At 72.5% G+C, this 22,710-nt stretch carries 21 protein-coding genes and 1 pseudogene; 10 read left to right on the forward strand and 12 right to left on the reverse strand.

Going from position 1 to position 22,710, the window contains the following annotated elements; all coding sequences use genetic code 11:
- Nucleotides 1–581 precede the first annotated feature (581 nt).
- Both AWQ68_RS42430 and AWQ68_RS13960 read left to right on the forward strand, forming a co-directional pair.
- Entirely contained in the window at nt 582–725 is a 144-nt protein-coding gene (locus tag AWQ68_RS42430; RefSeq protein ID WP_157545290.1) for a hypothetical protein, read from the forward strand.
- Between the two features lie 639 nt (nt 726–1,364).
- Nucleotides 1,365–1,820 (forward strand): hypothetical protein, encoded by a 456-nt coding sequence (locus AWQ68_RS13960; RefSeq protein WP_066940336.1) that lies wholly within the window; start codon nt 1,365–1,367, stop codon nt 1,818–1,820.
- Nucleotides 1,821–2,392: 572 nt separating this feature from the next.
- Here the strand turns inward: AWQ68_RS13960 and AWQ68_RS45710 are convergent.
- Nucleotides 2,393–2,518 carry a hypothetical protein gene (locus AWQ68_RS45710; RefSeq protein ID WP_281217635.1) on the reverse strand — a complete coding sequence of 42 codons (126 nt, stop codon included), beginning with the start codon at nt 2,516–2,518 and terminating at the stop codon, nt 2,393–2,395.
- Between the two features lie 198 nt (nt 2,519–2,716).
- On the opposite strand from AWQ68_RS45710, the gene bphC reads away from it, so the two are divergent.
- The 4 genes from bphC to AWQ68_RS13980 are packed head-to-tail and all read left to right on the forward strand — an operon-like array spanning nt 2,717 to nt 6,488.
- Nucleotides 2,717–3,637: a biphenyl-2,3-diol 1,2-dioxygenase gene (bphC, locus tag AWQ68_RS13965; protein ID WP_066940338.1), complete on the forward strand. Its 921-nt coding sequence runs from the start codon at nt 2,717–2,719 to the stop codon at nt 3,635–3,637.
- A 10-nt stretch (nt 3,638–3,647) separates the two neighbouring features.
- Nucleotides 3,648–5,129, forward strand: a complete 1,482-nt coding sequence (locus AWQ68_RS13970; RefSeq protein ID WP_066940341.1) for an FAD-dependent oxidoreductase — start codon at nt 3,648–3,650, stop codon at nt 5,127–5,129.
- A gap of 8 nt (nt 5,130–5,137) precedes the next feature.
- Nucleotides 5,138–5,635: a nuclear transport factor 2 family protein gene (locus AWQ68_RS13975; protein WP_066940344.1), complete on the forward strand. Its 498-nt coding sequence runs from the start codon at nt 5,138–5,140 to the stop codon at nt 5,633–5,635.
- 1 nt (nt 5,636) lies between these two features.
- Complete coding sequence (locus AWQ68_RS13980; protein ID WP_066940347.1) at nt 5,637–6,488, forward strand: SDR family NAD(P)-dependent oxidoreductase; 852 nt, start codon at nt 5,637–5,639, stop codon at nt 6,486–6,488.
- A gap of 108 nt (nt 6,489–6,596) precedes the next feature.
- Here the strand turns inward: AWQ68_RS13980 and AWQ68_RS42435 are convergent.
- The 4 genes and pseudogenes from AWQ68_RS42435 to AWQ68_RS13995 form a co-directional block, all read right to left on the reverse strand.
- Nucleotides 6,597–6,674 (reverse strand): annotated as a pseudogene (locus AWQ68_RS42435) (ATP-binding cassette domain-containing protein); the annotation flags it as partial.
- A gap of 35 nt (nt 6,675–6,709) precedes the next feature.
- A complete protein-coding gene (locus tag AWQ68_RS13985) occupies nt 6,710–8,500 on the reverse strand; it encodes an ABC transporter ATP-binding protein (protein ID WP_066940350.1) in 1,791 nt (596 codons plus the stop codon).
- Nucleotides 8,497–10,272 (reverse strand): ABC transporter ATP-binding protein, encoded by a 1,776-nt coding sequence (locus AWQ68_RS13990; protein ID WP_157545293.1) that lies wholly within the window; start codon nt 10,270–10,272, stop codon nt 8,497–8,499. Before AWQ68_RS13990 ends, AWQ68_RS13985 begins: the two co-directional genes overlap by 4 nt.
- An 8-nt stretch (nt 10,273–10,280) precedes the next feature.
- Entirely contained in the window at nt 10,281–10,868 is a 588-nt protein-coding gene (locus AWQ68_RS13995; RefSeq protein WP_066940353.1) for an NADPH-dependent FMN reductase, read from the reverse strand.
- 157 nt (nt 10,869–11,025) lie between these two features.
- On the opposite strand from AWQ68_RS13995, the gene AWQ68_RS14000 reads away from it, so the two are divergent.
- The 3 genes from AWQ68_RS14000 (at nt 11,026) to AWQ68_RS14010 (ending at nt 14,166) form a co-directional block, all read left to right on the forward strand.
- The gene (locus AWQ68_RS14000) at nt 11,026–11,790 is read left to right on the forward strand and encodes a TetR/AcrR family transcriptional regulator (protein ID WP_066940356.1); all 765 of its coding nucleotides are present in this window, start codon (nt 11,026–11,028) and stop codon (nt 11,788–11,790) included.
- Nucleotides 11,791–11,952: 162 nt separating this feature from the next.
- Nucleotides 11,953–12,609, forward strand: a complete 657-nt coding sequence (locus tag AWQ68_RS40800) for an RNA polymerase sigma factor (protein ID WP_084463981.1) — start codon at nt 11,953–11,955, stop codon at nt 12,607–12,609.
- A gap of 141 nt (nt 12,610–12,750) precedes the next feature.
- The gene (locus AWQ68_RS14010) at nt 12,751–14,166 is read left to right on the forward strand and encodes a phospholipid carrier-dependent glycosyltransferase (RefSeq protein ID WP_066940867.1); all 1,416 of its coding nucleotides are present in this window, start codon (nt 12,751–12,753) and stop codon (nt 14,164–14,166) included.
- Here the strand turns inward: AWQ68_RS14010 and AWQ68_RS14015 are convergent.
- The 4 genes from AWQ68_RS14015 to AWQ68_RS14030 form a co-directional block, all read right to left on the reverse strand.
- Nucleotides 14,139–14,867, reverse strand: a complete 729-nt coding sequence (locus AWQ68_RS14015; protein WP_066940359.1) for an AAA family ATPase — start codon at nt 14,865–14,867, stop codon at nt 14,139–14,141. The genes AWQ68_RS14010 and AWQ68_RS14015 overlap by 28 nt on opposite strands.
- Before the next feature lie 204 nt (nt 14,868–15,071).
- On the reverse strand, nt 15,072–15,863 hold the full coding sequence (locus AWQ68_RS14020; protein ID WP_066940868.1) for an SDR family NAD(P)-dependent oxidoreductase: 792 nt from the start codon (nt 15,861–15,863) through the stop codon (nt 15,072–15,074).
- Nucleotides 15,864–15,907: 44 nt separating this feature from the next.
- Nucleotides 15,908–16,198: a hypothetical protein gene (locus AWQ68_RS14025; RefSeq protein WP_066940361.1), complete on the reverse strand. Its 291-nt coding sequence runs from the start codon at nt 16,196–16,198 to the stop codon at nt 15,908–15,910.
- Nucleotides 16,195–17,340, reverse strand: a complete 1,146-nt coding sequence (locus tag AWQ68_RS14030) for a 3-ketosteroid-9-alpha-monooxygenase, oxygenase component (protein ID WP_066940365.1) — start codon at nt 17,338–17,340, stop codon at nt 16,195–16,197. The genes AWQ68_RS14025 and AWQ68_RS14030 overlap by 4 nt, the downstream gene beginning before the upstream one ends.
- Nucleotides 17,341–17,532: 192 nt before the next feature.
- Here AWQ68_RS14030 and hsaA point away from each other — a divergent pair, with 192 nt between their 5' ends.
- On the forward strand, nt 17,533–18,699 hold the full coding sequence (hsaA, locus tag AWQ68_RS14035) for a 3-hydroxy-9,10-secoandrosta-1,3,5(10)-triene-9,17-dione monooxygenase oxygenase subunit (protein ID WP_066940368.1): 1,167 nt from the start codon (nt 17,533–17,535) through the stop codon (nt 18,697–18,699).
- Between the two features lie 18 nt (nt 18,700–18,717).
- Here the strand turns inward: hsaA and AWQ68_RS14040 are convergent, their stop codons facing one another.
- The 3 genes from AWQ68_RS14040 to AWQ68_RS14050 form a co-directional block, all read right to left on the reverse strand.
- The gene (locus AWQ68_RS14040; protein ID WP_066940371.1) at nt 18,718–19,824 is read right to left on the reverse strand and encodes an Rv3169 family protein; all 1,107 of its coding nucleotides are present in this window, start codon (nt 19,822–19,824) and stop codon (nt 18,718–18,720) included.
- Between the two features lie 3 nt (nt 19,825–19,827).
- Nucleotides 19,828–21,024: a phosphotransferase family protein gene (locus tag AWQ68_RS14045; protein ID WP_084463982.1), complete on the reverse strand. Its 1,197-nt coding sequence runs from the start codon at nt 21,022–21,024 to the stop codon at nt 19,828–19,830.
- Between the two features lie 69 nt (nt 21,025–21,093).
- Nucleotides 21,094–22,656: an FAD-dependent oxidoreductase gene (locus AWQ68_RS14050; RefSeq protein ID WP_066940374.1), complete on the reverse strand. Its 1,563-nt coding sequence runs from the start codon at nt 22,654–22,656 to the stop codon at nt 21,094–21,096.
- Nucleotides 22,657–22,710: the final 54 nt, after the last annotated feature.

Below are 22,710 nucleotides of genomic sequence, written 5' to 3' on the forward strand. Positions count from 1 at the left end.
CGGGTAGAGGTGATCGATCAGGGGGACGGGACGGTGTCGATGCGGTTCCACCGGTATTCCAAGCTCCGCCCCCGACGCTGGACCGACAGACGCTGATCGACGACCGCTGAACGGCGATCCGCAACCTCTGATCGGTGATCCGCGACGGGCGATCGGCGACGTGGTTGACGTAGTGATCGCATCGGTCACCGGTGATCCGGCCCCTCCCACGGGCCGGCCCGGCAGCATGCCCGAACTCCACGCTCCAGGGAGGGCTGCACGCTCCAGGGATGCACAGGCCAGAAGTCAGCGTGGCCAGGGCTCCGCCCGCGTCTGCCCCAGGCCGTCTCAGACGGTGCGCGAACAGGCAGTGACTCGGCGCTGCGACCGGTCACCGATGATCAGGCCGGTCCACCGGCCGGCCCGGCAGTATTGCCCGAGCTTGCCAATGGCAGGGCTCCACGCGCCCGGCATCTCACCTGCCGGAACTCCCACATGCTCGAACTCCACGAGCTGCCCGAGGTGGCGGGTGGACAGGCAGTGATCACCCGAACGCGTCGGTGCTGATCTGGTCCGTACATCGGACAGCTTGGCGGCATGCCATGAACGTGCTCATGCCAGGGCCATACCCGCCGGGCATCCGGGTGGCGGAAGTGCTGGAGCTTCGTGCGCCGGGGCTTCCCGTGCCGGCGTTTCGCCTGTCCGCCCAGGCAGCGGCTGGCAAGGCGGAGATCGATCACTACTGATCCGGCCCGCTACGGGCGGACCTGAGCGTGCCAGGACTCCGGGCACCAGTGCCCCAGGTGCCGGACGTCGTGGGCGGAGCTCCGTCCGCCGCTGCCCCAGGGAATGGGCGGACAGACGATCGCGTCGGTGCTGATCTTGCCCGTCCAGGGGCTGGCCCGGCCGGGTGTTGGAACTCCGCGAGCCTGGGTTCTGCGCGGGCCGCCGTGGCGACCGGGCGTGCCGGCGACCGTGATGGGTACACGGGCGGGCGCCACCTACCGGAGCCGCCAGAGATGTCGGACACGCAGGGGTGATGATCGCGTTGGTGCTGACCCGCCCGCATGTGGGCTGGTATGGCAGCGCGCCGCAACTCCACGAGCCAGGGCTCCGGCGGGCCGATGCGGCGACCGGGTGGCGTCGACAATGACCGGTTCACGGGCGGGCGGTGCCTGGTGGCCTCGTGGCCTGTGGTGGCACTGAAAACGGGCAGGCGAAGGGGCGATGCGGCATTGAGAACGGGCAGGCGAAGGGGCGATCGTGAACGCCTCCCGGAGCGCACAGGGCTCGTGTGGACTTGTGGCGTTCGCCCGGGTTCGTCCGTCTGGACGATCGTGCTCTACTGGTGCCCTCCGCATCTGCCGCCATCATCGGAGGTCGCCGTGGTCCGGCTCGGCATCTGTCCTGGCGTCAACCGGGACGAGCCGGACGTGCCCGTCGTGATGCTCGTGGTCGACCCCGATGGCACACCGGGCGAGCGCGCCGTCGCCCGGCTCGGCGATTACTGCTACGAGGGTGACGGCGTGTTCTTCCTGCTACAGACCGACGGCTGGGCCGAGCACACGCTTGACGACAACCGCCTGGTGGTCGATATCGCCGTGTACCCGTTTGCACTGGGACAGATAGGTGTCGACTCTGCGGAGTTCTCCGACCGGTCGGCGATCGATCCCGAGGCGACGCTGGTGCTGCGCGCGGAAGGTGCGGTGGACCTGGAGCTGTACGCGCGGGCGGCGCACGCAACCGCCGTGTTCGTCGCAGGCCCGGAGCGCACGCTCGACGAGGTGCTGGCTTGCGAGGACGACTGGCCGGTGATCCTCGCGCTCCCGCCCGAGCTGTAGCTTCCCGCCTTCCGGCCCAAGGTGAGCCGCGCGGCGGGGTGGCTCTCCGAAGGGTGGAGATCGCCGCCCGAGGCTTGAACTCGGCACGCTTGACGGGTCTTCGCTCGGCCCAGCTGTGCCGCAGGAGGCGCACCGGCCACCTTCGAGCGCCTTCGGGCATTGGCTCGCTGCGGCCTGAGGGGTCCCGCGATCGCCGATTCGTGTTGGTTTGTCCGTGGCGCCGTCCGGCGAGAGCTGGTTCGTCCTTGGCGCCGACTCGATCCGTTGGAGTGAGCAGCAGTTCGCCGGGGGTGGGAACCATGCCGGCGGCTAGGAAGTAGAGGTCAAGGCTAGGAAGTAGAGGTCAAGGCGCCGGACGAGGTGGTCAGTCGGCAGCCCGCTCAAGGCGCCGGACGAGGTGGTCAGCAGGCGGCCCGCGCGGGCTGCTGACGAGTTGGTGTTACGTGTTGACGGCTTCCTTGGCTACCTTCGCGGGTCGGAAGCGGAACAACGACCGGCCAGGGACCGAAACAACCACCGGCCGGGGAGCTTGACCTTCTCGCTCGGGTTCGGGGCGCGGGCTGCACGGCTGCCTACCCGGCGCGGGCCAGGGCCAGCGCGGTTTCGCGGCCGATGCCCCGGCTGGCCTCGGTGACCAGCGCCGTCGGACGTCCTTCCCGGGGCGCGGTACGCGCGGCCGGAGCCATCGAGTCGTGCACCTCGTCCTCTCCTCCGGATGCGGGCGGCTCCCGCATCGTGGGCCGCGCCCGCCACGAACGCGGGGCGGATCTCACTGAGCGGGAGGCCGGGGGCTTTCGTACGGCGGCTCTGTCACCTTTGGGGCAGAGAAGAGCGTCCCGCGCGGACCGGAGGGCTATTACGCCCCAGCGGGGCACCGGCAGATTGGATTGAGGACTGTGACGCAGATCCGAGGGCTGGGCTATCTCAAGGTCCAGACACGGGACATCAAGCGCTGGCGCGAGCTGGTGATCGACGGCCTCGGGTTCGCCGAGGGGAGCGGGCCCGACCCCGAGGGCCTGTATCTGCGGATGGACGAGCGCCAGGCGCGGCTGATCGTGCTGCCCGGCGAGTCCGACCGGGTGCTCGCGGTCGGCTGGGAGGTGCGCGACCAGTTCGCGCTCGCCGCCGTCGGCCGCGCGGTGGAGGCCGCGGGCGTCGCCGTCAAGGTGCTGTCGGAGGCGGAGGCCGCCGAGCGGGCCGCCGAGCAGGTCATCGCCTTCGAGGACCCGGCCGGTACGCCGGTCGAGGTCTTCTTCGGCCCCGTGCTGGACCACAGCCCGGTGATCACCGGGATGGGCCAGCGGTTCGTCACCGGCCCGCAGGGGATGGGCCACGTGGTCCTGCCCACCACCGCGATGCAGGAGACCGTCTCCTTCTACACGGAGGTGCTCGGCTTCCTCCCGCGCGGCGCCATGAAGGTCGGCGGCGGCCAGGGCGGCGTGCCCGTGCTGCGCATCCGCTTCATGGGCGTCAACCAGCGTCACCACAGCCTCGCCATCTGCCCCGCGCCGCACGGCGAGGAGCCCGGCCTGGTCCACCTCATGGTCGAGGTGGACACCCTCGACGCGGTCGGCATGGCCCTGGACAAGGTACGCAAGCTGGGCTTCTCCATCTCGTCCACGCTGGGCCGGCACACGAACGACAAGATGGTGTCGTTCTACGTCCGTGCCCCCGGAGGCTGGGACATCGAGTACGGCTGCGAGGGGATGCTCGTGGACGAGACGTACTACACCGCCGAGGAGATCACCGCGGACAGCTACTGGGGGCACGACTGGTCCGGCTCCGAGCCGCTCGCCGCTTTTATCCCGCGTTCCTGAGAGGCGGCGGATGAGCTCCCTCCCCTCGGTCGAACCGGTCAAGGCGTCGACCGTCGCCCGGTTCGACCATGAATGCGATGTGCTCGTCGTCGGATTCGGCTGCGCCGGCGCCTCCGCCGCCTTCGAGGCCGCCGCGGCGGGCGCCGACGTCCTCGTGCTGGAACGCGCGAGCGGGCCGGGCGGCTCGTCCGCGCTGTCCGGCGGCGAGCTGTATCTCGGCGGCGGAACGAGCGTGCAGAAGGCGTGCGGCTTCGAGGACGACGCGGAGAACATGTTCGCCTACCTCGCGGCGGCCCTCGGCCCGCACGCCGACGAGGAGAAGCTGCGGCTGTACTGCGACGGCAGCGTCGAGCATTTCGAGTGGTTCCTCGCGCGCGGCCTCACCTTCAACGAGTCGCTGTTCGACGCCCCGTCCTGGATGCCGCCGACCACGGACGGGCTGATGTGGCTGGGCGAGAACGCCTGGCCGTACAACACGGTCGCCCGGCCGGTGCCGCGCGGCCACCGGCCCGCCACCGAGAGCTTCGGCGGCTGGCTGATCATGGAGAAGCTGGTCGAGGCGGCGAAGGGCGCGGGCGCGGGCTGTCACACCGACACTGTCGCCACCGCCCTGGTGGTCGATGACGAGGGCCGCGTCGTCGGCGTGACGGCCCGCCGGTACGGCGAAACCCTGACCTACCGCGCGCGCCGGGGCGTCGTGCTCACGACCGGCGGCTTCGTCGACTCCGAGGAGATGCTCCGGCAGCACGCGCCGGTGCTCCTCGGGCACGGGAAGGTCAGCGCCGGCCTCGACGACGGCGGAGGCATCCGCATGGCGGCCGCGATCGGCGCGGCCACCCGCCACATGGCGGAGGTGGAGATCGCGCTGACCGCCCTGCCCGCCATGGTCACCCGCGGGATGCTCGTCAACGGGCTCGGCCAGCGGTTCGTCAACGAGGACGTGTACCCGGGTCTGTTCAGCGTCGCCGCGGTCCGGCACCAGCCGGGACCGTACTGGGTGATCATCGACGAGGAGGGGTACGAGGACATCCCCGAGCGCGACCTCTGGGGCGTACGTCCCGAGATCGTCGCGGAGACCCTCGCCGAGCTGGAGGAGACGCTCGGGATGCCCGCCGGCGCGCTGGAGACCACGATCGGCGTCTACAACCGGCACGCCGAGCGCGGTGAGGACCCCTACTTCCACAAGGACGCCAAGTGGCTCCGGCCGCTCAGGGCGCCCTTCGCCGCGATCGATCCGCGGCTCGGGTTCGTCCCCGGCGACAGGGACGCCGCGGCCCGGGGCACCGGCGCGGCCGGCTTCACCCTCGGCGGCCTGCACACCACCGTGGACGGCGCCGTGCTCGACCAGTCGGGCCGTCCGATCCCCGGCCTGTACGCCGCGGGCCGGGCCGGCTCCGGCATCCACGGCGAGGGCTACATCAGCGGCACCTCGCTCGGGGACGGCACGTTCTTCGGCCGCCGGGCCGGGCGCGCGGCGGCGGGGGAGGGGTGACGGGGCCGATGAGCACGACCGCGAGGACGCTGGAGGAACGCGTCGCGGACCAGGAGCGGATCGCGGCGATCAAGGCGCTCAAGTACCGGTACTGGCGCGCCTGCGACACCAAGGACCCGGAGGCGTTCCGGGACTGCTTCGTTCGCGAGGGCGCGTCCATCCGGTTCGGCCGGATGGGCGACTACGACGACGCGGCGGGGCTGGTGGAGACCTTCGAGAAGATCGCGCTCCGCACGGTGGACGGCAGGCACGTGATCCTCGACATGCACCACGGCATCCACCCCGACATCACGCTGGTCTCGGAGACCGAGGCCGTCGGCCGGTGGACGCTGCGCTTCCGGCAGGTCAACCTGATCGACAACACCGAGAAGATCGCCACCGTGGAGTACGACGACGCGTACGTCGTCGAGGACGGCCGGTGGAAGAAGTCGAAGTGCCACGCGCGCGAGCTCTGGTCGATCACCCGGCCGCTCCCCGAGGGCACCGTCGTCACGGAGGATTTCTGAGATGGGCACGGGCAGCGGGCCGGGCGCGGGGAAGGTGGCCGTCGTCACCGGCGCGAGCCGCGGCGTCGGCAAGGGCGTCGCCCTCGCCCTCGGCGAGGAGGGCTGGACGGTGTACGTCACCGGCCGCGGCCCACTCGAGGAGAACAACCGCCTGCGGCGCTCGGCCGACGAGGTGACGGCCCGGGGCGGCACCGGCGTCGCGGTGGCCTGCGACCACCGCGACGACGCGCAGATCGCCGCCCTCTTCGATCGGGTGGACGCGGAGCGGGGCCGGATCGACCTCCTCGTCAACAACGTCTGGGCCGGGCCGGACTACGACAGCGCCGCCGAGCCGTTCTGGCGGCGGCCGCTCAGCGACTGGGACAGCCTCATCACGGTGGGCCTGCGCGCCCACTACGTGGCGACCGTAGCCGCGACCACCCGGATGGTACGGCGCGGCAGCGGCCTGATCGTGAACATCTCGTCCTTCGGCACCCGCCGCCACCTGCACTCGGTGCTGTACGGCATGTCCAAGGCGGGGATCGACAAGATGACCGCCGACATGGCGGTGGAGCTGGCCGACCACGAGGTCACCGTCCTCTCGCTGTGGCCCGGCCTCGTGCAGACCGAGCGCGTGCTGGCGAAGGGGGTCGAGACCATCGCCGGGTTCCCGATCGCCGAGGCGGAGACCCCGGAGTTCCAGGGGCGGGTGATCGCCGCGCTCGCCGCCGACCCGAAGGTGCGCGCCCGCAGCGGGCAGACGCTCATCTCGGCGGAGACGGCGGTCGAGTACGGCGTGACCGAGCGGGACGGCCGGCTCCCGGCCTCGCACCGGGCCGCGTTCGGCGGCGGCCCGGTGTTCCCCGTTCCGTGACGGCTCGGGGGAGCGACCCTCAGCCCCGTGCCAGGACGGCTGCCAGCGGCCCACGCGACGCCGATGCGCGTCGAGCCCGCGGCGGGGCGGCGGCCGGTCCTCGATCAGGATCTCTCCCGAGTCGGGGAGGTCCATGCCCCCGATCAGGTGCAGCAGGGTGGACTTGCCCGCCCCTGACTGGCCCATGAGGGCCGTCGCGCCGCCCGCCGCGAACTCCAGGTTCAGCGCCCGCCCACCGCGTCGATGGACACGCCGGAGAACTGGGCGGCGTAGAGCCGGGCGTACGCGCCGCCGGGGCGGCCGACGAGCTCGTCGTGCGCCCCCTGCTCGACGATCCGGCCGGAGTCCATCACCAGGATCAGGTCGGCGTGGCGGATCGTGGAGAGCCGGTGGGCGATGACGAAGCAGGTGCGCCCGGCGCGCAGCGACGTCATCGCCCGCTGGACCAGCACCTCGGTGCGGGTGTCCAGCGCGCTGGTCGCCTCGTCCAGGACGAGGATCGCCGGGTCGGTCAGGAAGGCCCGCGCGATGGTGACGAGCTGCCGCTCGCCGGCACTGAGGGCGGCGCCCTCGTCGTCGATCACGGTGTCGTACCCGTCGGGCAGGGTGCGCGCGAGGTGGTCGAGGCCGGTGGCGCGGGCCACCTCGACGACCCGCTCGCGCGGCACGTCGCCCGCGCCGTACGCGATGTTGTCGGCGAGCGTCCCGCCGAACAGCCAGGTCTCCTGGAGCACCATGCCGATCCGGCCGCGCAGTTCCTCCACCGGCAGGCGGGCGATGTCCACGCCGTCCAGGGTGATGCGGCCGCCGGTGACGTCGTAGAACCGCATGAGCAGGTTGAGCAGCGTGGTCTTGCCCGCTCCGGTCGGCCCGACGATGGCCACGGTCCGTCCGGGCTCCGCCACGAGCGACAGGCCCTCGATCAGCGGCCGGTCCGGGACGTACCGGAAGGAGACGTCCTCGAACGCCACGCGGCCCCTCGTGCCGGACGGCGCCGCGTCCACGTCCGAACCGCCTCTCTCGTCCTCGTCCTCGTCAAGGAGCTCGAAGACCCGGCGGGCCGAGGCCAGCACCGACTGGAGCAGCGCGGACATCGACGCCGCCTGGTTGATCGGCTGGCCGAACTGGAGGCAGTACTGGATGAACGCCTGCACGTCGCCGATCGACAGGGCGCCCGCGGCGACGCGCAACCCGCCGATCACCGCGACGAGCACGAAGTTGACGTTGAGGAGCAGCGTCATCGTCGGCCCGATCAGGCCGGAGACGAACTGCGCCGCGAACCCGGCGCGGAACGCCGCGTCGTTGTGCTCCGTGAAAGTCCGCAGGGCCTGCCGCTCCCTGCCGAAGACCTTGACGAGCGAGTGTCCGGTGTACATCTCCTCGATGTGGGCGTTGAGCCGTCCCGTGGCCGCCGCCTGCTCCCCGAAGCCGCGCCGGGCGCGGGCGCCGACGGCCCGCGCCGCCACCGCCGACAGCGGCACCACGACGAGCGAGACCAGCGCGAGCAGCGGCGAGATCCACACCATCATGGCGAGCACGCCGACGAGCGTGAGCAGCGCGTTGGCGAGCACGCTGAGTGTCTGCTGCAGCGTCTGGGCGACGGTGTCGATGTCGTTCGCGGCCCGGGAGAGGATGTCGCCGCGGGAGTGCCGGTCGAAGTACGCCATCGGCAACCGGGCCAGCTTGGCCTGGGTCCGCTCCCGCAGGCGGAAGACCAGCCGCTGCGTGACGGTGACGGTCAGCCGCTGCTGGGCGTACGCGAACCCGAAGGCGGCCAGATGGCAGGCCAGCGCGGCCAGCAGCACCCGCCCGACCCCGGTGAAGCCGACCGGGCGGCCGCCCGCGACGGCGGACACGATCAGGTCGGTGGCCTCGCCGAGCAGCCGGGGCACGGTCACGGTCAGCGCGACGCCGGCGGCGCCGAGTACCAGCGCGCCCGCCGCGTGCCACCGCTCGGGACGGGCCGCGCGCAGCAGCCGCACGGCGACGCCGCGCCTCTCGTCGGCGTTCATGCCGCTTCCTCCTCGGTGAGCTGGGAGAGGACGATCTCCCGGTAGACACCGCAGGTCGCCATCAGCTCGCGGTGGCCGCCCTCTCCGGCGACCCGGCCTTCGTCGAGCACGACGATCCGGTCGGCGTGCCGGACGGACGGCACCCGCTGGGCGACGATCAGGACGGTCGCGCCCCGCGTCTCGTCCGCCAGCGCCGCGCGCAGCGCGTGCTCGGTGACGGGGTCGAGCGCGGAGAAGGGGTCGTCGAACAGGTAGATCGCGGGACGGGCGACCAGCGCCCTGGCGATGGTGATCCGCTGCCGCTGCCCGCCGGAGAGCGAGCCGCCCCCCTGCCCGACGACCGTGTTCAGGCCGTCCGGCAGGGCCGCGACGAAGTCGCGGGCCTGCGCGATCTCCAGCGCGTGCCACAGGTCCGCGTCCGTCGCGTCCGGGTCGCCGTACCGCAGGTTGGACGCGACGGTGCCGGAGAAGAGGTACGGCCGTTGCGGCACCAGGCCGACCGCGCGCACCAGCGCCTTCGGCGGCAGCTCGGCCACGTCCACGCCGCCGACGCGTACGGCGCCGCCCTCCGGGGTGAGGAGCCGGGGCACGAGGCTGAGCAGCGTCGTCTTGCCCGCTCCCGTGGAGCCGACGACGGCCGTGGTCTCGCCCGGCCGGGCCACCAGGCTCACGCCGCGCAGGACCGGCAGCTCCGCCCCCGGATAGCGGACCCGGACGTCCTCGAACTCCAGAAGACCCGGGTGCCGGGAGCCGGAGGACAGGGCGGTCGCCTGAGAGGTCGCCCAAGAGGGCGCCCGCACCACCGACACAGCCGGGGCGGGGGTGGGGGAGTCGTCGAGCACCTCCTGGACGCGGCGGGCACTCACCTGGGCGCGCGGCGCGGCGAGGAAGGTGAACGTGGCCAGCAGCGCGGAGCCGAAGATCAGCGCGAAGTAGTTGAGGAAGGCGATCAGGGAGCCGATCCCGGTCGATCCCTCGTCCACGAGGTGCCCGCCGATCCAGAGGACGGCGACCGAGGAAACGTTGGCGACCAGCATCCCGGCGGGGAACAGCGTCATCATGAGCCGGGACGCCCGTACCGACATCTCCATGAGACCGGTGTTGGCCGCGGCGAACCGGGTCCGTTCGTGCCCGTCGCGGGCGAAGGCGCGGATCACGCGCACGCCGGCGATCTGCTCGCGCAGCACGCGGTTGACCGCGTCGACGCCCTCCTGCACGCCCTGGGCGGGGACGCGCGCCCGGCGGACGAGCGTTCCCAGCACGCCGAGCAGCGCGGGAAGGGCGACCAGGAGCAGGGCGGACAGCCGTGCGTCCTGGCGGAGCGCCATCACGACGCCGCCGGCGCACATCATCGGGGCGGCGGCGAGGCCGGTCAGCGCCATGAGGACGACGGTCTGCACCTGCTGCACGTCGTTGACGGTCCGGGTGACCAGTGAGGAGACTCCGAACCGGCCGACCTCGCGGGCGGAGAACCCCTGGACCCGGGTGAAGACGGCGGCCCGCAGGTCCCGGCCGACGGCCAGGGCGGTGCGCGCGGCGAGGAACCCGACCGTGGCGGAGCACAGGACCTGCGCCGCCGTACCGGCCAGCATGAGGCCGCCGGTGCGCAGGACGAGACCGGCGTCGCCCTTCAGCACGCCGTCGTCCACCAGCCTCGCGTTGAGGGTGGGCAGCGTCAGGGCGGTGACGGCCTGCGCGATCTGCAACGCCCCGACCAGGGCGATCGACCGCAGGTGGGGGCGCAGGCGCGGGCGGAGGAGGCGGATCAGCATGGCGCGGCTCAGCTCGCGTAGGGGCGGACGGTCTTGGCGTCGCGCAGCGCCCTGGCGTACCAGACGAGCTCGTCGAGCATCATCTTGGCGGCGGCGTCGCAGCCGGAGGAGTCCGCCGGCCAGTTCCCGTCCGCGTCGAACATCGTCCACGGGCTCTGGAAGGCCACGGAGTCGCGGACGGTGACCGCGTGCAGTTCGGCGAAGACCAGACGGAGCTGCTCGACGGCGCGCAGTCCGCTGGACATGCCGCCGTAGCAGACGAAACCGACCGGCTTGGCCTGCCACTCCGCGTGGTAGCTGTCGATCATCGTCTTGAGCGCGCCGGGGTAGCCCCGGTTGTACTCGGGGACCACCACGACGAAGGCGTCGGCCGCCGCGAGGCGGGGCCGGAGGGCGGTCACCTCGGCCGGCTTGTCGCCCCCGAAGTGGCCCCGCAGCTCGCCCGGCAGCCGGGCCTCCACCAGGTCGATCAGGTCGATCGCGACGTCGTCGCGCCGTTCCGCCTGGCGGACGAGCCAGTTCGCGATCACGGGCGCCACCCTGCCCTCGCGGACGCTTCCGACGATCACCGCGACGTTCAGCGGCTTCTCGGACATGACACAGCCTTTCGTTCACGTTCTCGGCGCACGGCGGCGCAAGCTGCGTACGCCGTACATCTGGTGTGTACAGAGTACGCACACCTGCGTACGCCGTACAAGTTCGGATACGATGTACGCGAACGAGGACGGATCGAGCGTGGAATGAGGTGCGGCGATGGCCGAGGACAGCGAGGCCAGGAGCGAGGCCGACAAGGAGGTCGACAAGGAGGTCGAGGAGCACGAGTCCGTCTGGCAGCGGATGGAACGGCCGACCCGGCCGCCGCGCGCCGCGCTGACCCACGACCGGATCGCGGAGGCGGCGGTCGCCATCGCCGACGCGGAGGGCATCGACGCCGTGTCGATGCGCCGCCTGGCCGAGCGGCTCGGCGTCGCCACGATGGGCCTCTACCGGTACGTGCGCGGCAAGGACGAGGTCATCGAGCTCATGCTCGACACGGTCATCGGACGGGAGGCGCAGGTGGCGTCCGCCGCCGACTGGAGGGCCGCCCTGCGCGAGTCCGCCTGGGGGCTGCGGGCCGTCCTGCTGCGCCATCCCTGGATCGTGCGGATCTCCACCTGGTCGGGGCCGCTGACCCCCCATCTCGTCGGCCGCCTCGACGGGCTGCTGACCTCGCTCGAACACCTCGGCCTCGACGCCGACACCCGGATGGTGGTGGTCGGCACGGTCAGCGCCTACGTCAACGGGACGGTCTCCACCGACATCGGCATGGTCGAGCAGATGCGGAACGAGGGCGTCTCCGGGATGAACGAGCTGCGCCACCTGTACGCCTCGCGCATGAAGTGGCTGCTCGCCTCGGGCCGCTACCCGGCCTTCGAGCGCTACATCCGGGAGGGCGTCCGGAAGGACGAGAGCGAGTGGCGGTTCGAGCTCGGGCTCGAATGCGTGCTCGACGGCATCGCCGCCCGCCTCGGCATCTGACCCGGCAGGGGCACCGGGGCTCCGGGGGCTCCGCCGACCGCGGCGGGGCCCGTCTACCCGCGAATAAACGGAAATCGCAATCCTTTTCAAGATCTAGGTGGAACACTCCACAGCATCCGGACACGTACGGGTTTGAAGGAGCACCCGGCGAGAGGGAGCACAGTGGGCCGTCCAGAGGCGAGACAGCGCTTCGAGGAGATCTACCTGGCGTACTACGCCGACCTGCTCGCCTACATCCGGCGGCGCGTCGACTCGCACGACGACGCCGCCGACGCGCTCGCCGAGACGTTCGCCACCGCGTGGCGCCGGCTGCCCGACGTCCCGGACGGCCACGCCGCGCGGCTCTGGCTGTACGGCGTGGCCAGGCGCGTGCTCCCCAACGGCCGCAGGACGGCGACGCGCCGAAGCGCCAGCGGCGTCAGCCGCATCCAGGGCCCGGGCGAATGCCGCCGTCCGTTCAGCTTCTGCTCGATCGGCCTGCGCATCCCGGTGGGCTATCGCAAGCAGGTGCTCGTCTCCCTCGGTCGACCGGCTCGCGCGGGAGAGCGCTACGGCTGGATGGTCCCGATCGACTTTCCGGGCGAGCCGCTCCAGTGCGTGGACTTCATCAACAAGACCGTCGCCGACGTCGAGCCGATGCTCCGGGCACGCGGTCTGAAGGCGACGTTCACCGCGTACGGCGTGAAGGAGCCGGTTCCCCGCGACTGGTACGTCTACGACGGGGTGCTGACCGCTCCGGGCGAGGCGCTCATAGCGGTCAACCGGGTGCCCAACCCCACGCCACGGCCGAAGAAGGCCTTCTGTCCCGACGGCCGCTGACCGCTCCCGCCCTTCGCTGACGGTCTCCTCGCGGGGCCGCTGACAGCCCCCGGAGTGCGGACGCCCGCGTCCGCACTCCGCCTCGCCGCGCCGCCCGTGCCGCGCGGGTTTCCCCTGGTTCCGCCGACGATCGGATTCGCCATGCCCACCGGACTCCGCGGCGCGCCCGCGCCCGCGCCCACCCGGCCCGCCGCCGGGTGGCGCCGGGCCGTCGCGTCGCTCGCGCGCCACCGTGCCTTCACCGTCGCGATCGCGCTCGCCGCCGCGCTCAGGGTCGTCACGATGCTCGGCTATCCGCCGGCCCGGCTGTACTGGTACGACTCCTTCACCTACCTGGACAACGCGGTCCATCTGCAGCCGTCGGCCACGTTCCACCCGATCGGCTATCCGCTGCTGCTGCGCGCCCTGCTGCCGTTCCACAGCGTGACGGTGGTCGTCGCGGTCCAGCACGCGATGGGCCTCGCCACCGGCCTGATCGTGTACGCGCTGGCCCGCCGCCGGGGGCTCCCGGCATGGGTGGGGGTGCTCGCCGCCGCGCCGGTCCTGTTCGACGCCTCGTTCCTCCGGCTGGAGCACGCGGTGCTGTCCGACGCGCTGTTCATCCTGTTCGTCGTGTCCGCGGTCGCCGTCCTCGGGTGGCGGGAGCGACCGTCCACGCGGGCCGCGCTGGCGGCCGGCCTGCTGCTCGCGGGGGCCGCGCTCACCCGCACGATCGGGCTGCCGCTGCTCGTGCTCGTCCTGCTGGTGCTCGCGCTGCGCCGCGTGTCCTGGCGCTCGCTGGCCGCCCTGGCGGTGGCGGGCGCGCTGCCGCTCGCCGGATACGCCGCCTGGTACGGGGCGGTCCACGGCAGAGTCGCGCTGAGCGGCGCCGACGGGGTCGCGCTGTGGGCGCGCACGATGACCTTCGCCGACTGCGCGGCCGTCCAGCCGCCGCCGGAGCTGGCCCCGCTCTGCCCGAACGGGGCCGTCCAGGACGCCGCCTCGGAGTACGTGTGGGACCCGACGGCCTCCATCAACCTGCTGCCCGGCGGCCGGTTCGCGCACAACGAGCATGCACGCGACTTCGCGCTGCGCGCCATCGCCGCCCAGCCGCTCGACTACCTCCGCGACGTCCTCGCCGACACCTCCATCGCGTTCCACTGGACGCCCGTCGCGCACCCGGCCCGGACCGTGCCCGCGTTCGGGTTCACCCGTGAAATCTCGCCGCTGCCGGACCAGCCCCTCGTGGCCGAGGTCCGCCGGACGTACGGCTCCGACATCACGGCCATGCGCTCGGTGGGGCCGTGGGCCGACGTGCTCATCGCGTACCAGCACCTCGCCTACCTGCGTGGTCCGGTGCTCGCGGCGATCCTGCTGCTGGGCGCGGTCGGCGCGGTGCTGCGGCCCGGCCGGGCGGCACTGCCGTGGGCGGTGGCCGTCGGGCTCCTGGTCGGCCCGGTCGCCGCGCTCGACTTCGACCACCGCTACGTCCTGCCCGTCGTGCCGGTGGCCTGCGTCGCCGCCGCCCTCGCCGTACGGCCACGGGAGGTTCAGTCGGACAGGACGTGCCGGAGGTAGAAGTCCGGCCTGGCCAGGTAGCGGCGCCAGTGGTCCACGAGCTGCAGCCCCTCCCACTCGGCCGTGCGGATGCCCTCGTCGTCGAGTTCCAGGATCTGCGCTCCGGGGAGACCGGCCAGGATCGGCGAGTGGGTGGCGCAGATGATCTGACCGCCATCGCGGGCCACCTGGTCCATGAGGCCGATCAGCCGCAGGCACGAGGTGAACGACAGCGCGGCCTCCGGCTCGTCCATCAGGTAGAGCCCCGGCCCGGACACCATCCGGTCCAGGACCGTGAAGAAGCCCTCGCCGTGCGACTGCTCGGTCAGGTCGTCCTCCCAGAAGCCGTACCGGCCGGAGACGTTCTGCCCGAGGGTGAACAGCGTCTCGGCGCGGAAGAAGAACGCCCGGCGCCGGAGCCGGGGGCCGTGGAGCAGGCGCAGCCCGGCCGCGGTCAGTTCGGCGTCGATGACCCGGCCGAGCGGGGTGGCGGGGCCGCGGCTGGCGTACTTCGTACCCGCCTTCCCGCCCTGCGCGTTGACGCCGCACACGTCGGCGATCGCCTCGACGATCGTGGACTTCCCCGAGCCGTTCTCGCCGACGAGGAACGCCACGGGGGCGGTCAGCCGCACGCCGCGCCCGGCCAGGTGCCGCACGGCGGGGAGCGTGAACGGCCACTCCTCCGGCACCCGGCCGGGAACGCGCAGGCGGCTGAGCAGCACGGGAGACCTCCTCCACGCGGGTGTCGCGGCCGATCCGCGGCCGTGCCCCCGCGCGGCGGACCCACATCGGCGGCCGCCGCGACGAGGACGCCGTACGCCCCGAGGCTAGCCGTACGCACCGGGCCGACGCGGGACCCCGCGCCCGCGCATCCGCGTGAACGCGCGGCACGGGCTGAATCCTCGGTCGTCAGGCCGGGGAGCGCGTCAATCGGTGGGGAGGAGGCGTTTGGTGGTCTCGTACGCGCCCTTGACGAGGGGAGCGCGGGGGAAGCCGCTGCGCTTCTCGGCCGCGGACCCGTTGCCGCCCGCCACCCGGACCGGGCCGTCGGCCAGGTGCGCCAGGCCCTCCCTCGCGACGTCGTCCGGCTCGGCCACATTGAGGCCCGGCAGGTCCATGCGCAGGCCGGCGCGCTCCATGGCGGGGGTGCGGGTGACGCCGAGGACGAGTTCGAGCACGTGGACGCCGTGCTCCCCGAGCTCCAGCCACAGGCCCTCGGCGAAGACCCGGCTGAACGCCTTGACCGCGGAGTAGACGCTGATGTGCGGCTGGCCCATGTAGCCCGCCAGCGACCCGACCAGGATGACGCCGCCGCGGCCGCGCTCCTTCATGGGTGCGCCGAAGTGGTGCGTCAGCGCGAGCTGCGCGGTGATGTTCAGGTCGATGACGTCCTGGACGCGGTCCAGATCGCCGGTCACGAACTCGTGCCCGTACGTGTTGGCGCCCGCGTTGAAGATCAGCAGGCCGACCTCCAGCTCGTCGGTGACCGTGCGGATCACCTTGAGCGCGTCGGGGACGAGCAGGTCCAGCTCGATGGTGCGGACCTCGACCCCCTTCGCCCGGACCTGAGCCGCCGTCTCCTCCAGCGGGCCCGGTTTGCGGGCGATGAGCACGAGGTTGATCCCGGCGTCCGCGAGCCGGTGCGCGAACGACGCGCCCACCCCTTCCGAGCCGCCGGCGATCACGGCCCAGGGGCCGTACAGGTTGCTGTCGATCATCGTCTTTCTCTTCGTCGAACGCGTGCCGTGGAGCCGGGCGACCGTCACGGCGTTTCCGGGACGGTCGTCACCGGGCCGTAGTGGTCGTCCGGCACGGGGACGTGGCCGTCGAGCGCGGCCTGCGCGATGGTCTCCCGCAGCGCCTCGCACGCGATGAAACGGCCGTCGTCCGGGCCGGCGCGCCGTTCCAGGCAGGTGTCCATGGCCTCGGTGTCCCACTGGACACTGGTCTGCTGCCAGCTCGACTTGCGCACCTGGACCCGGGCGCCGCACTGGCGGCACCCCACAGGCACCATCGGCGCGTCCAGCAGCCGGTTGTCCTGCCGAACCGTCATGCCGGCCGGCTCTCGGCGGCCCTGCGGGCGAGGTTCTCCTCGACCTCCTTGCGCCACGCCTCGACCGGGCGCGTGGTGTCCAGCTCGTACTCGAAGCGCTCGACCATCTCCGGCGTGACGTCGGCGACGTCCACGTAGAACTGCTCGTACCAGCGGCGGAGCTGGTAGACCGGGCCGTCCTCCTCGCACAGCAGCGGGTTGTCGATCCTGGTCTTGTTCTTCCAGATCTGGATGTCCTGGTCGAAGCCCCTGAGGATGAAGTCGCCCATCTTGCGCGCCATCGCGTCCGCGGCCTCGCCCGGAAGCGCGTCCGTGCGCTGCACGATGATGCCCGAGTGCAGCACGAACGAGTTCGCGTCGATCGGGTAGTGCGCGTTGATCAGCACCGACTTGATGTCCATGCCCTCGTAGTGGTACGTCAGGTCGTCGATCATGAACGACGGCCCGTGGTAGGACGCCACCGAGGTGTTGCCCAGCAACTGCGGCTCGCCGCTCTTCGCCGGCGGGCGGGCGTCCGGGCGGCCCATGCCCTTCATGATCTGGGTCGCGGTCTGTCCCTCGAAGATGTTCTTGAAGTACGTCGGGAACGAGTAGTGGACGTAGAAGAAGTGCGCCATGTCGACGACGTTGTCCACGACCTCGCGGCAGTTCGTGTTGACGATCGTCTCGGACCAGACCCAGTCGGTCCAGTCGTCGCGCGTCGCCCCTTCGATGAGCGGGATCGTCACATCCGCGGGCGGCGGGTTGCCCTCCGGGTCGTTCCAGACGAAGAGCAGACCGTCCTGCTGCATGGTGACCCAGGCGGCGGTGCGGGCGCGCAGCGGCACCCGGCGCGAGTACGGGATGCTCTTGCACCTGCCGTCGCCGCCCCAGCGCCAGTCGTGGAACGGGCAGGCGATCTCGTTGCCCTTGACGGTGCCCTGGGACAGGTCGCCGCCCATGTGCCGGCAGTACGCGTCGAGGACGTTCAGCCTGCCGTCACCGCTCTGGAAGACCACGAGCTTCTGGCCGAAGGCGTTGACGGTGTGCGGCTTCCCGTCCGCGAACCTGCTGGACAACCCCAGGCAGTGCCATCCGCGGGCGAACCGTGTCGGCGCGGCCCCGGCCTCGATCGCGCGCACGTCGTCGTGTCGGGAATCCACTGCGGTCACTGTTGACCCCACCCTTCGGAACGCGGGTTCTCTCGATGGAAAGGTAGGTCGCCCGGACCGGCGGCGGACGGGGAGTCCCAGTGGGCGGGATGCCCCGGGTCGTGCCCGCGAAACCGGAAGCACCATCATGGAGGCACCCATCACGAACGCCCCATTCGACGAATGTGACACGGAGACGCCCCCATGAGCAACGAGGTCCTGGAGTCGGTTCGCGCGCTGCTGCCGTCCATCGCGGGACGGGCCCCGTCCACCGACGAGAACGGACGCGTCCCGGCGGAGACCATCCGGGAGCTCGTCGAGGCCGGCGTCTTCCGGATGTTGCAGCCCCGCAGGTACGGCGGTGCCGAGAGCGACCCGGTTCGGTTCTACGAGGTCGTGCGCGAGATCTCCGGTGTGTGCGGCTCGACCGGCTGGGTGGCCGCGGTGCTCGGCGTCCATCCCTGGCAGCTCGGCCTGTTCGCCGAGGCCGCCCAGGACGACGTCTGGGGCGCGGATCCCGACACGCTGGTGGCCTCGTCGTACGCGCCGGTGGGGCGGCTGATCCCGGTCGAGGGCGGCTACGAGCTGTCCGGGCGGTGGAAGTTCTCCTCCGGCTGCGAGCACGCGTCGTGGGCGCTGATCGGCGGCCTGATCGTGGGCGCCGAGGGGCGGCCGGTCGACTTCATGACCGTGCTGGTCCCGCGGACCGACTACCGGATCGAGGAGGTCTGGGACGTCATCGGCCTGCGCGGCACCGCCAGCAACGACATCATCGTCGAGCGCGCGTTCGTGCCCGAGTACCGGACGATGCGCAACTACGAGCAGGCGCAGCTGCGCGGCCCCGGGCAGAAGGTGAACACCGGCCCGCTGTACCGGATGCCCTTCGCCACCGTCTTCACCTCCGCGATCACGGGCGCGGTCGTCGGCGCGGTCGCGGGCTGTTACGCGTCCTACGTCGCCGCGATGCGCGACCGGGTACGGCTCAGCCTCGGCGGCGGCCGGTTCGCCGAGGACCAGTTCGCCCAGGTGGCGGTGGCGCGGGCCGCCTCCGAGATCGACGCGGCGATCCTGCAGATGGACCGCAACATCCGCGAGGTCTACCAGCACGCCGTGGACGGCGTGGAGATCCCGATGGAGCTGCGGCTGCGGGCCCGCCGGGACCAGGTGCGCGCCACCGAGCGGGTGCTGGAGGCGATCGACATCCTGTTCAAGACCGCCGGGGGGAACTCGCTCCAGCGCGGCAACCCCATCGAGCGCGCCTGGCGGGACGCGCACGCCGGCAGCGTCCACGTGGCCAACGACGTCGAGCGCGCCCTGGCCATGTACGGCAAGGCCGAGTTCGGCCTTGCCGTCGAGGACAACATGATCTGAGACCGGGGCGCGGCCCGGTCAGGGGGCCGTCGCGAACCAGTCGGCGAACCCGCTCGGGTCGTGACGGCCCACGTTCGCGTGCTCGAACATGCCCCACCCGACCGCCCCGCCGCAGGTGGCCCGCGCGACGTGGTCCACGGTGGCGAACGGCAGCCGGGAGGTGATCGCCGGGTCGTCGAGGTGGTACTTCGAGGAGCTCGTCCAGTCGCGGCCCCGCCACTGGCCGTGCGTCCAGTCCGGGTCGCCGCCGTACCCGGCGCCGACGCTCAGGGCGACCGACGTGAGGGTCTCGATCTCGACCACCACCGGCTCCCCGGCGGGCGTCGTCAGGTGCAGGCGCGCGGACTCCGGGTGCCGGGTCCCGCTCGCGTACGCGATCTCCACGCGGGGCCAGCCGAGCTGCTCCACCCGGCCGTCCGGGAAGACGCGGCTGGCGTGGTTCAGGGTGCGGGTCCCGTCGGCGGACTCCTGCGCGATGACGAGGAGGCCGAAGTCGTCGAACCGCAGCGGCGCGTACACCCACCAGTGGCCGGCGAGGGGCTCGTCGGCGAGCCGCCCGGCGGGGTCCGCGTCGCCGACAGGGCGGATGCCCCACGACCGGTCGCGGCTGCCGACCCAGACATCGGGATCGACCCGCAGCTCCTCGCCGGCCACGCTCAGCGTGCCCGACCAGCCGCCGACCTGCGCGAACCGGGTGGCGTCGAGGATCGCCCGCGGCCCCGACATGAGCACGTGCCGGTCTTCGAGGACCGCCGGGAACGCGCCCTCCCAGGTGAGGTCGAAGCACACGGAGCCGTCCGCCGGCTCGCACACGACCCGGACGCGGCGCAGTGGCTCCACCACCTCCACCCGGTAGCCGCCCACCCGCGCCTCGAGGGAGCGCTCGTCGAGGGCGTCGGAGAAGCGCACCGCCCACTGCTCGTCGCCGCGCCGCACGGTCGCGAACGCGTCGGTCACGCCGAGGTTCGGGTACACGCCGAGCCCGGTGACCAGGAACACCTCACCCGTGCGGTCGTGGGCGTTGAAGTAGCACCGGTCGTAGAAGTTGCGGTCGGTGGCCGTGACCAGGGCCATCGACAGCGGCGACTGGTGGATCGGGTACTCGTCCAGAGGGGCCGGTCTCATTCATCACTCCCAGGCGTAGGTTCCGGCGACGAGGTCGCGCAGGGCGGCGTGGTGCATGACGTACTCGTCGGGGGTCGGCGGCGTGGTCTCCTCGCCGAACCGGATGGCCCGGCGTCTGATCTGCGACATGACGATCGCGTGCCGCAGCGCGGCGTACGTCAGGTAGAAGTCGAGGTCGCGGACCCGGTGGCCGGTGCGCCGCTCGTACTCCTCGACCACGTCGGAGCGGCGGCAGAAGTCGGGCAGGCCCGGCGCCTCCAGCACCTCGGCGATGTCCTGGAAGAACCGGTGGAGGAAGACGAACCACCCGAGGTCCATCTCGCGCGGCCCCAGCGCGGCCATCTCCCAGTCGAGGACGGCGACGGGCCGGGTCCCGCCGTACACGATGTTGCCGACCCGCGCGTCGCCCCACAGCAGCACCGGCGGACCGGGGTCGGCCGGCCAGTTCTCCTCCAGCCAGGCGAACGCGTCCTCGATCACCGGGATGCGCACGCCGTCGTCGCGACGGGTCCACTCGTAGTAGGCGCGCTCCCGCTCGACGTGGCCGCGCAGCGCGTCCGCGCCCGCCTCGGCGGCCAGATCGGGGAGCAGGTCGGCGGCCCCCGCCAGCCCGTGGACCCCGGCCAGGACCGCGACGCCCGAGTCCTGGACCTCGCGCCTCTCCCGCGCGGTCGCGTCGCGCAACCACCCGTCGAAGACGTACGGCGGGTTGTCGACGGGCACCCGGCCGTCCGCGCGGCTCATCACGAGGAACGGCACGCCGAGGACGTCGCCGGACTCCTCCAGCCAGTGGACCTCGGGGACCGGGACCTCGGTGTGCCGGGCCACCGCCCGCATCACCTCGAACTGGCGGCGGATGTCGTAGCCGGGGAAGACCGGGAAGGTGCTCGGCCGGGGCGCCAGCCGGGCGACCAGGGACGCTCGCCGCTCCTCGCCGGCGACCGTCCACTCGGCGTCGAACAGGACCGAGACGCTCGACATGCCGGAGTGGGCCGGCCGGGTCAGCCCGCTCAGCCGTACCGGGCCGTCGGCGTCGAGCCGTTCGGCCAGCCAGCCGGCCAGGGCGGCGCGCGCCGCGTCGAGGTCCGTCGGATCGACGGTGATGACCCGGCGGGCCGCCTCCGGCACGTCGCCGGACGGTTCCGGGGGTTCGGTGGATGGGATGAGTTCGGGGGATTCAGCGGAATCGGTCGCGTCCATGCTGGGTCCTTCCGAGAGTTGCGGGCCATGGCGCGTCGGACATCCCCCGAGTTGTGGTTCACCTGATCGTCAGTGGGCGCTCTCCGCGATCGCGGCCGTCTCCCCGGCCGTGGTCCCCGCCATGTCCTGCGCCGCCCGATAGGCGAAGACCATCGCGGACCCGATCGGCACCCCCGGGCCGGGGTAGACGCGCCCGGAGAAGGAGGCGCTGGTGTTGCCCGCGGCGTACAGGCCGGCGATCGGGCGGCCCGTGTCGTCCAGCACGCGGCCCTCCGTGTCGGTGCGCAGGCCGCCCTTGGTGCCGAGGTCGCTGAGGACCAGGCGCGCCGCGTAGTACGGCGGGCGGTCCACCGGGACCAGGCAGGGGTTCGGGCCCGCCCCCTCGGAGCGGTCGGCGAAGAACAGGTCGTAGGGGTCCTCGCCCCGGTGGAAGTCGGCGTCCACGCCGTCCCGGGCGAAGCCGTTGAACCGCTCGACCGTGGCGGCCAGCGCGTCGGCGGGCAGGCCCACCTTCTCCGCCAGCTCGTCCAGCGTGTCCGCCTCGACCCAGGCCGAGCGGGGGAGGGACGGGATCGAGATGGCCGGGAGCACGTCCGCGTGCCGCGAGTCGAAGACGACGTAGGCCGGCACCCGCTCGGGCGCGGCGGCCATCTCCCGCCCCATCCGGTCGTACGGGAGCGACTCGTTGGCGAACCGGCGGCCCGTCGAGTCGACCACCAGCCCGCCGCGGAAGCCGAGGGTGAAGCAGCCGCGGCCGTTCTCGTCCTCCACGCCGGGGCACCACCACGCCTGGTCCATCAGGTCGGTGGCGGCCCCGGCGGCGACGGCGGCCAGGATGGGATCGCCGGTGTTGGCCCCGGCGGGCCCCATCGACCACTCGGCCGCGCCGGGGACGCCGTGCTCGGCGCGCATCCCGCCGTTCCCCTCGAAGCCGCCCGCCGCCAGCAGCACCCCGCGCGCCGCGCGGATCCGCGCCGGACCGTCCGCGGTCTCGACCTCCACGCCGGTCACCCGGCCGTCCTCGACGACGAGGCGGCGGAACCGGACGCCGGTGCGCACGGTGGCGTTTCCCGTGTTCGTCAGCGCGAGCAGCAGCCGGCCGATGAGGGCGCGGCCCTGGGCGAGCGCGCCGGCGGCGTGACCGCGTCCGGACCGGTCGCGGTCCACCGGCGGGCGCACCAGGGAGGCGAGCTCGCCCAGGCGTTCGGCGGGCAGGTCCAGCGGGACGAACGAGCGCCCGGCGTCCATACGGCCCTGGGCGGCGTAGTAGTCGGGGAAGGGACGCCACTCGAACTCGATCGCCGGGTCGCGCTCCAGGAACTCGGCGACCTCGGGGGCGGTCGCCAGGAACGCCTCCCGCCGGCCGTCGGCGTCCTCGCCCAGCAGGGCGCGCAGGTAGGCGCGCGCCGACTCGGTCGAGTCGCCGATGCCCGCCCGCTCCTGGACCCGGGTGCCCGGCAGCCAGACGGCGGCGCCGGCGTACGCGGAGGTGCCGCCGAGCAGGGAGGTCTTCTCCAGCACCACGGTGCGCAGGCCGTGCGACGCGGCGGCGAGCGCCCCGGTCATCGCCCCGGCGCCGGAGCCCGCCACCACAACGTCGTACTCGTCGTCCCACAGCCCGGTAGCGGCCATGCCATCCGTCCTTCCGAAACGTCGCGCGCTGTCCGCACCCAAGGGAACCGCAGC

The sequence above is a fragment of the Microtetraspora fusca genome, assembly GCF_001570365.1.
Classification (GTDB): domain Bacteria; phylum Actinomycetota; class Actinomycetes; order Streptosporangiales; family Streptosporangiaceae; genus Microtetraspora; species Microtetraspora fusca.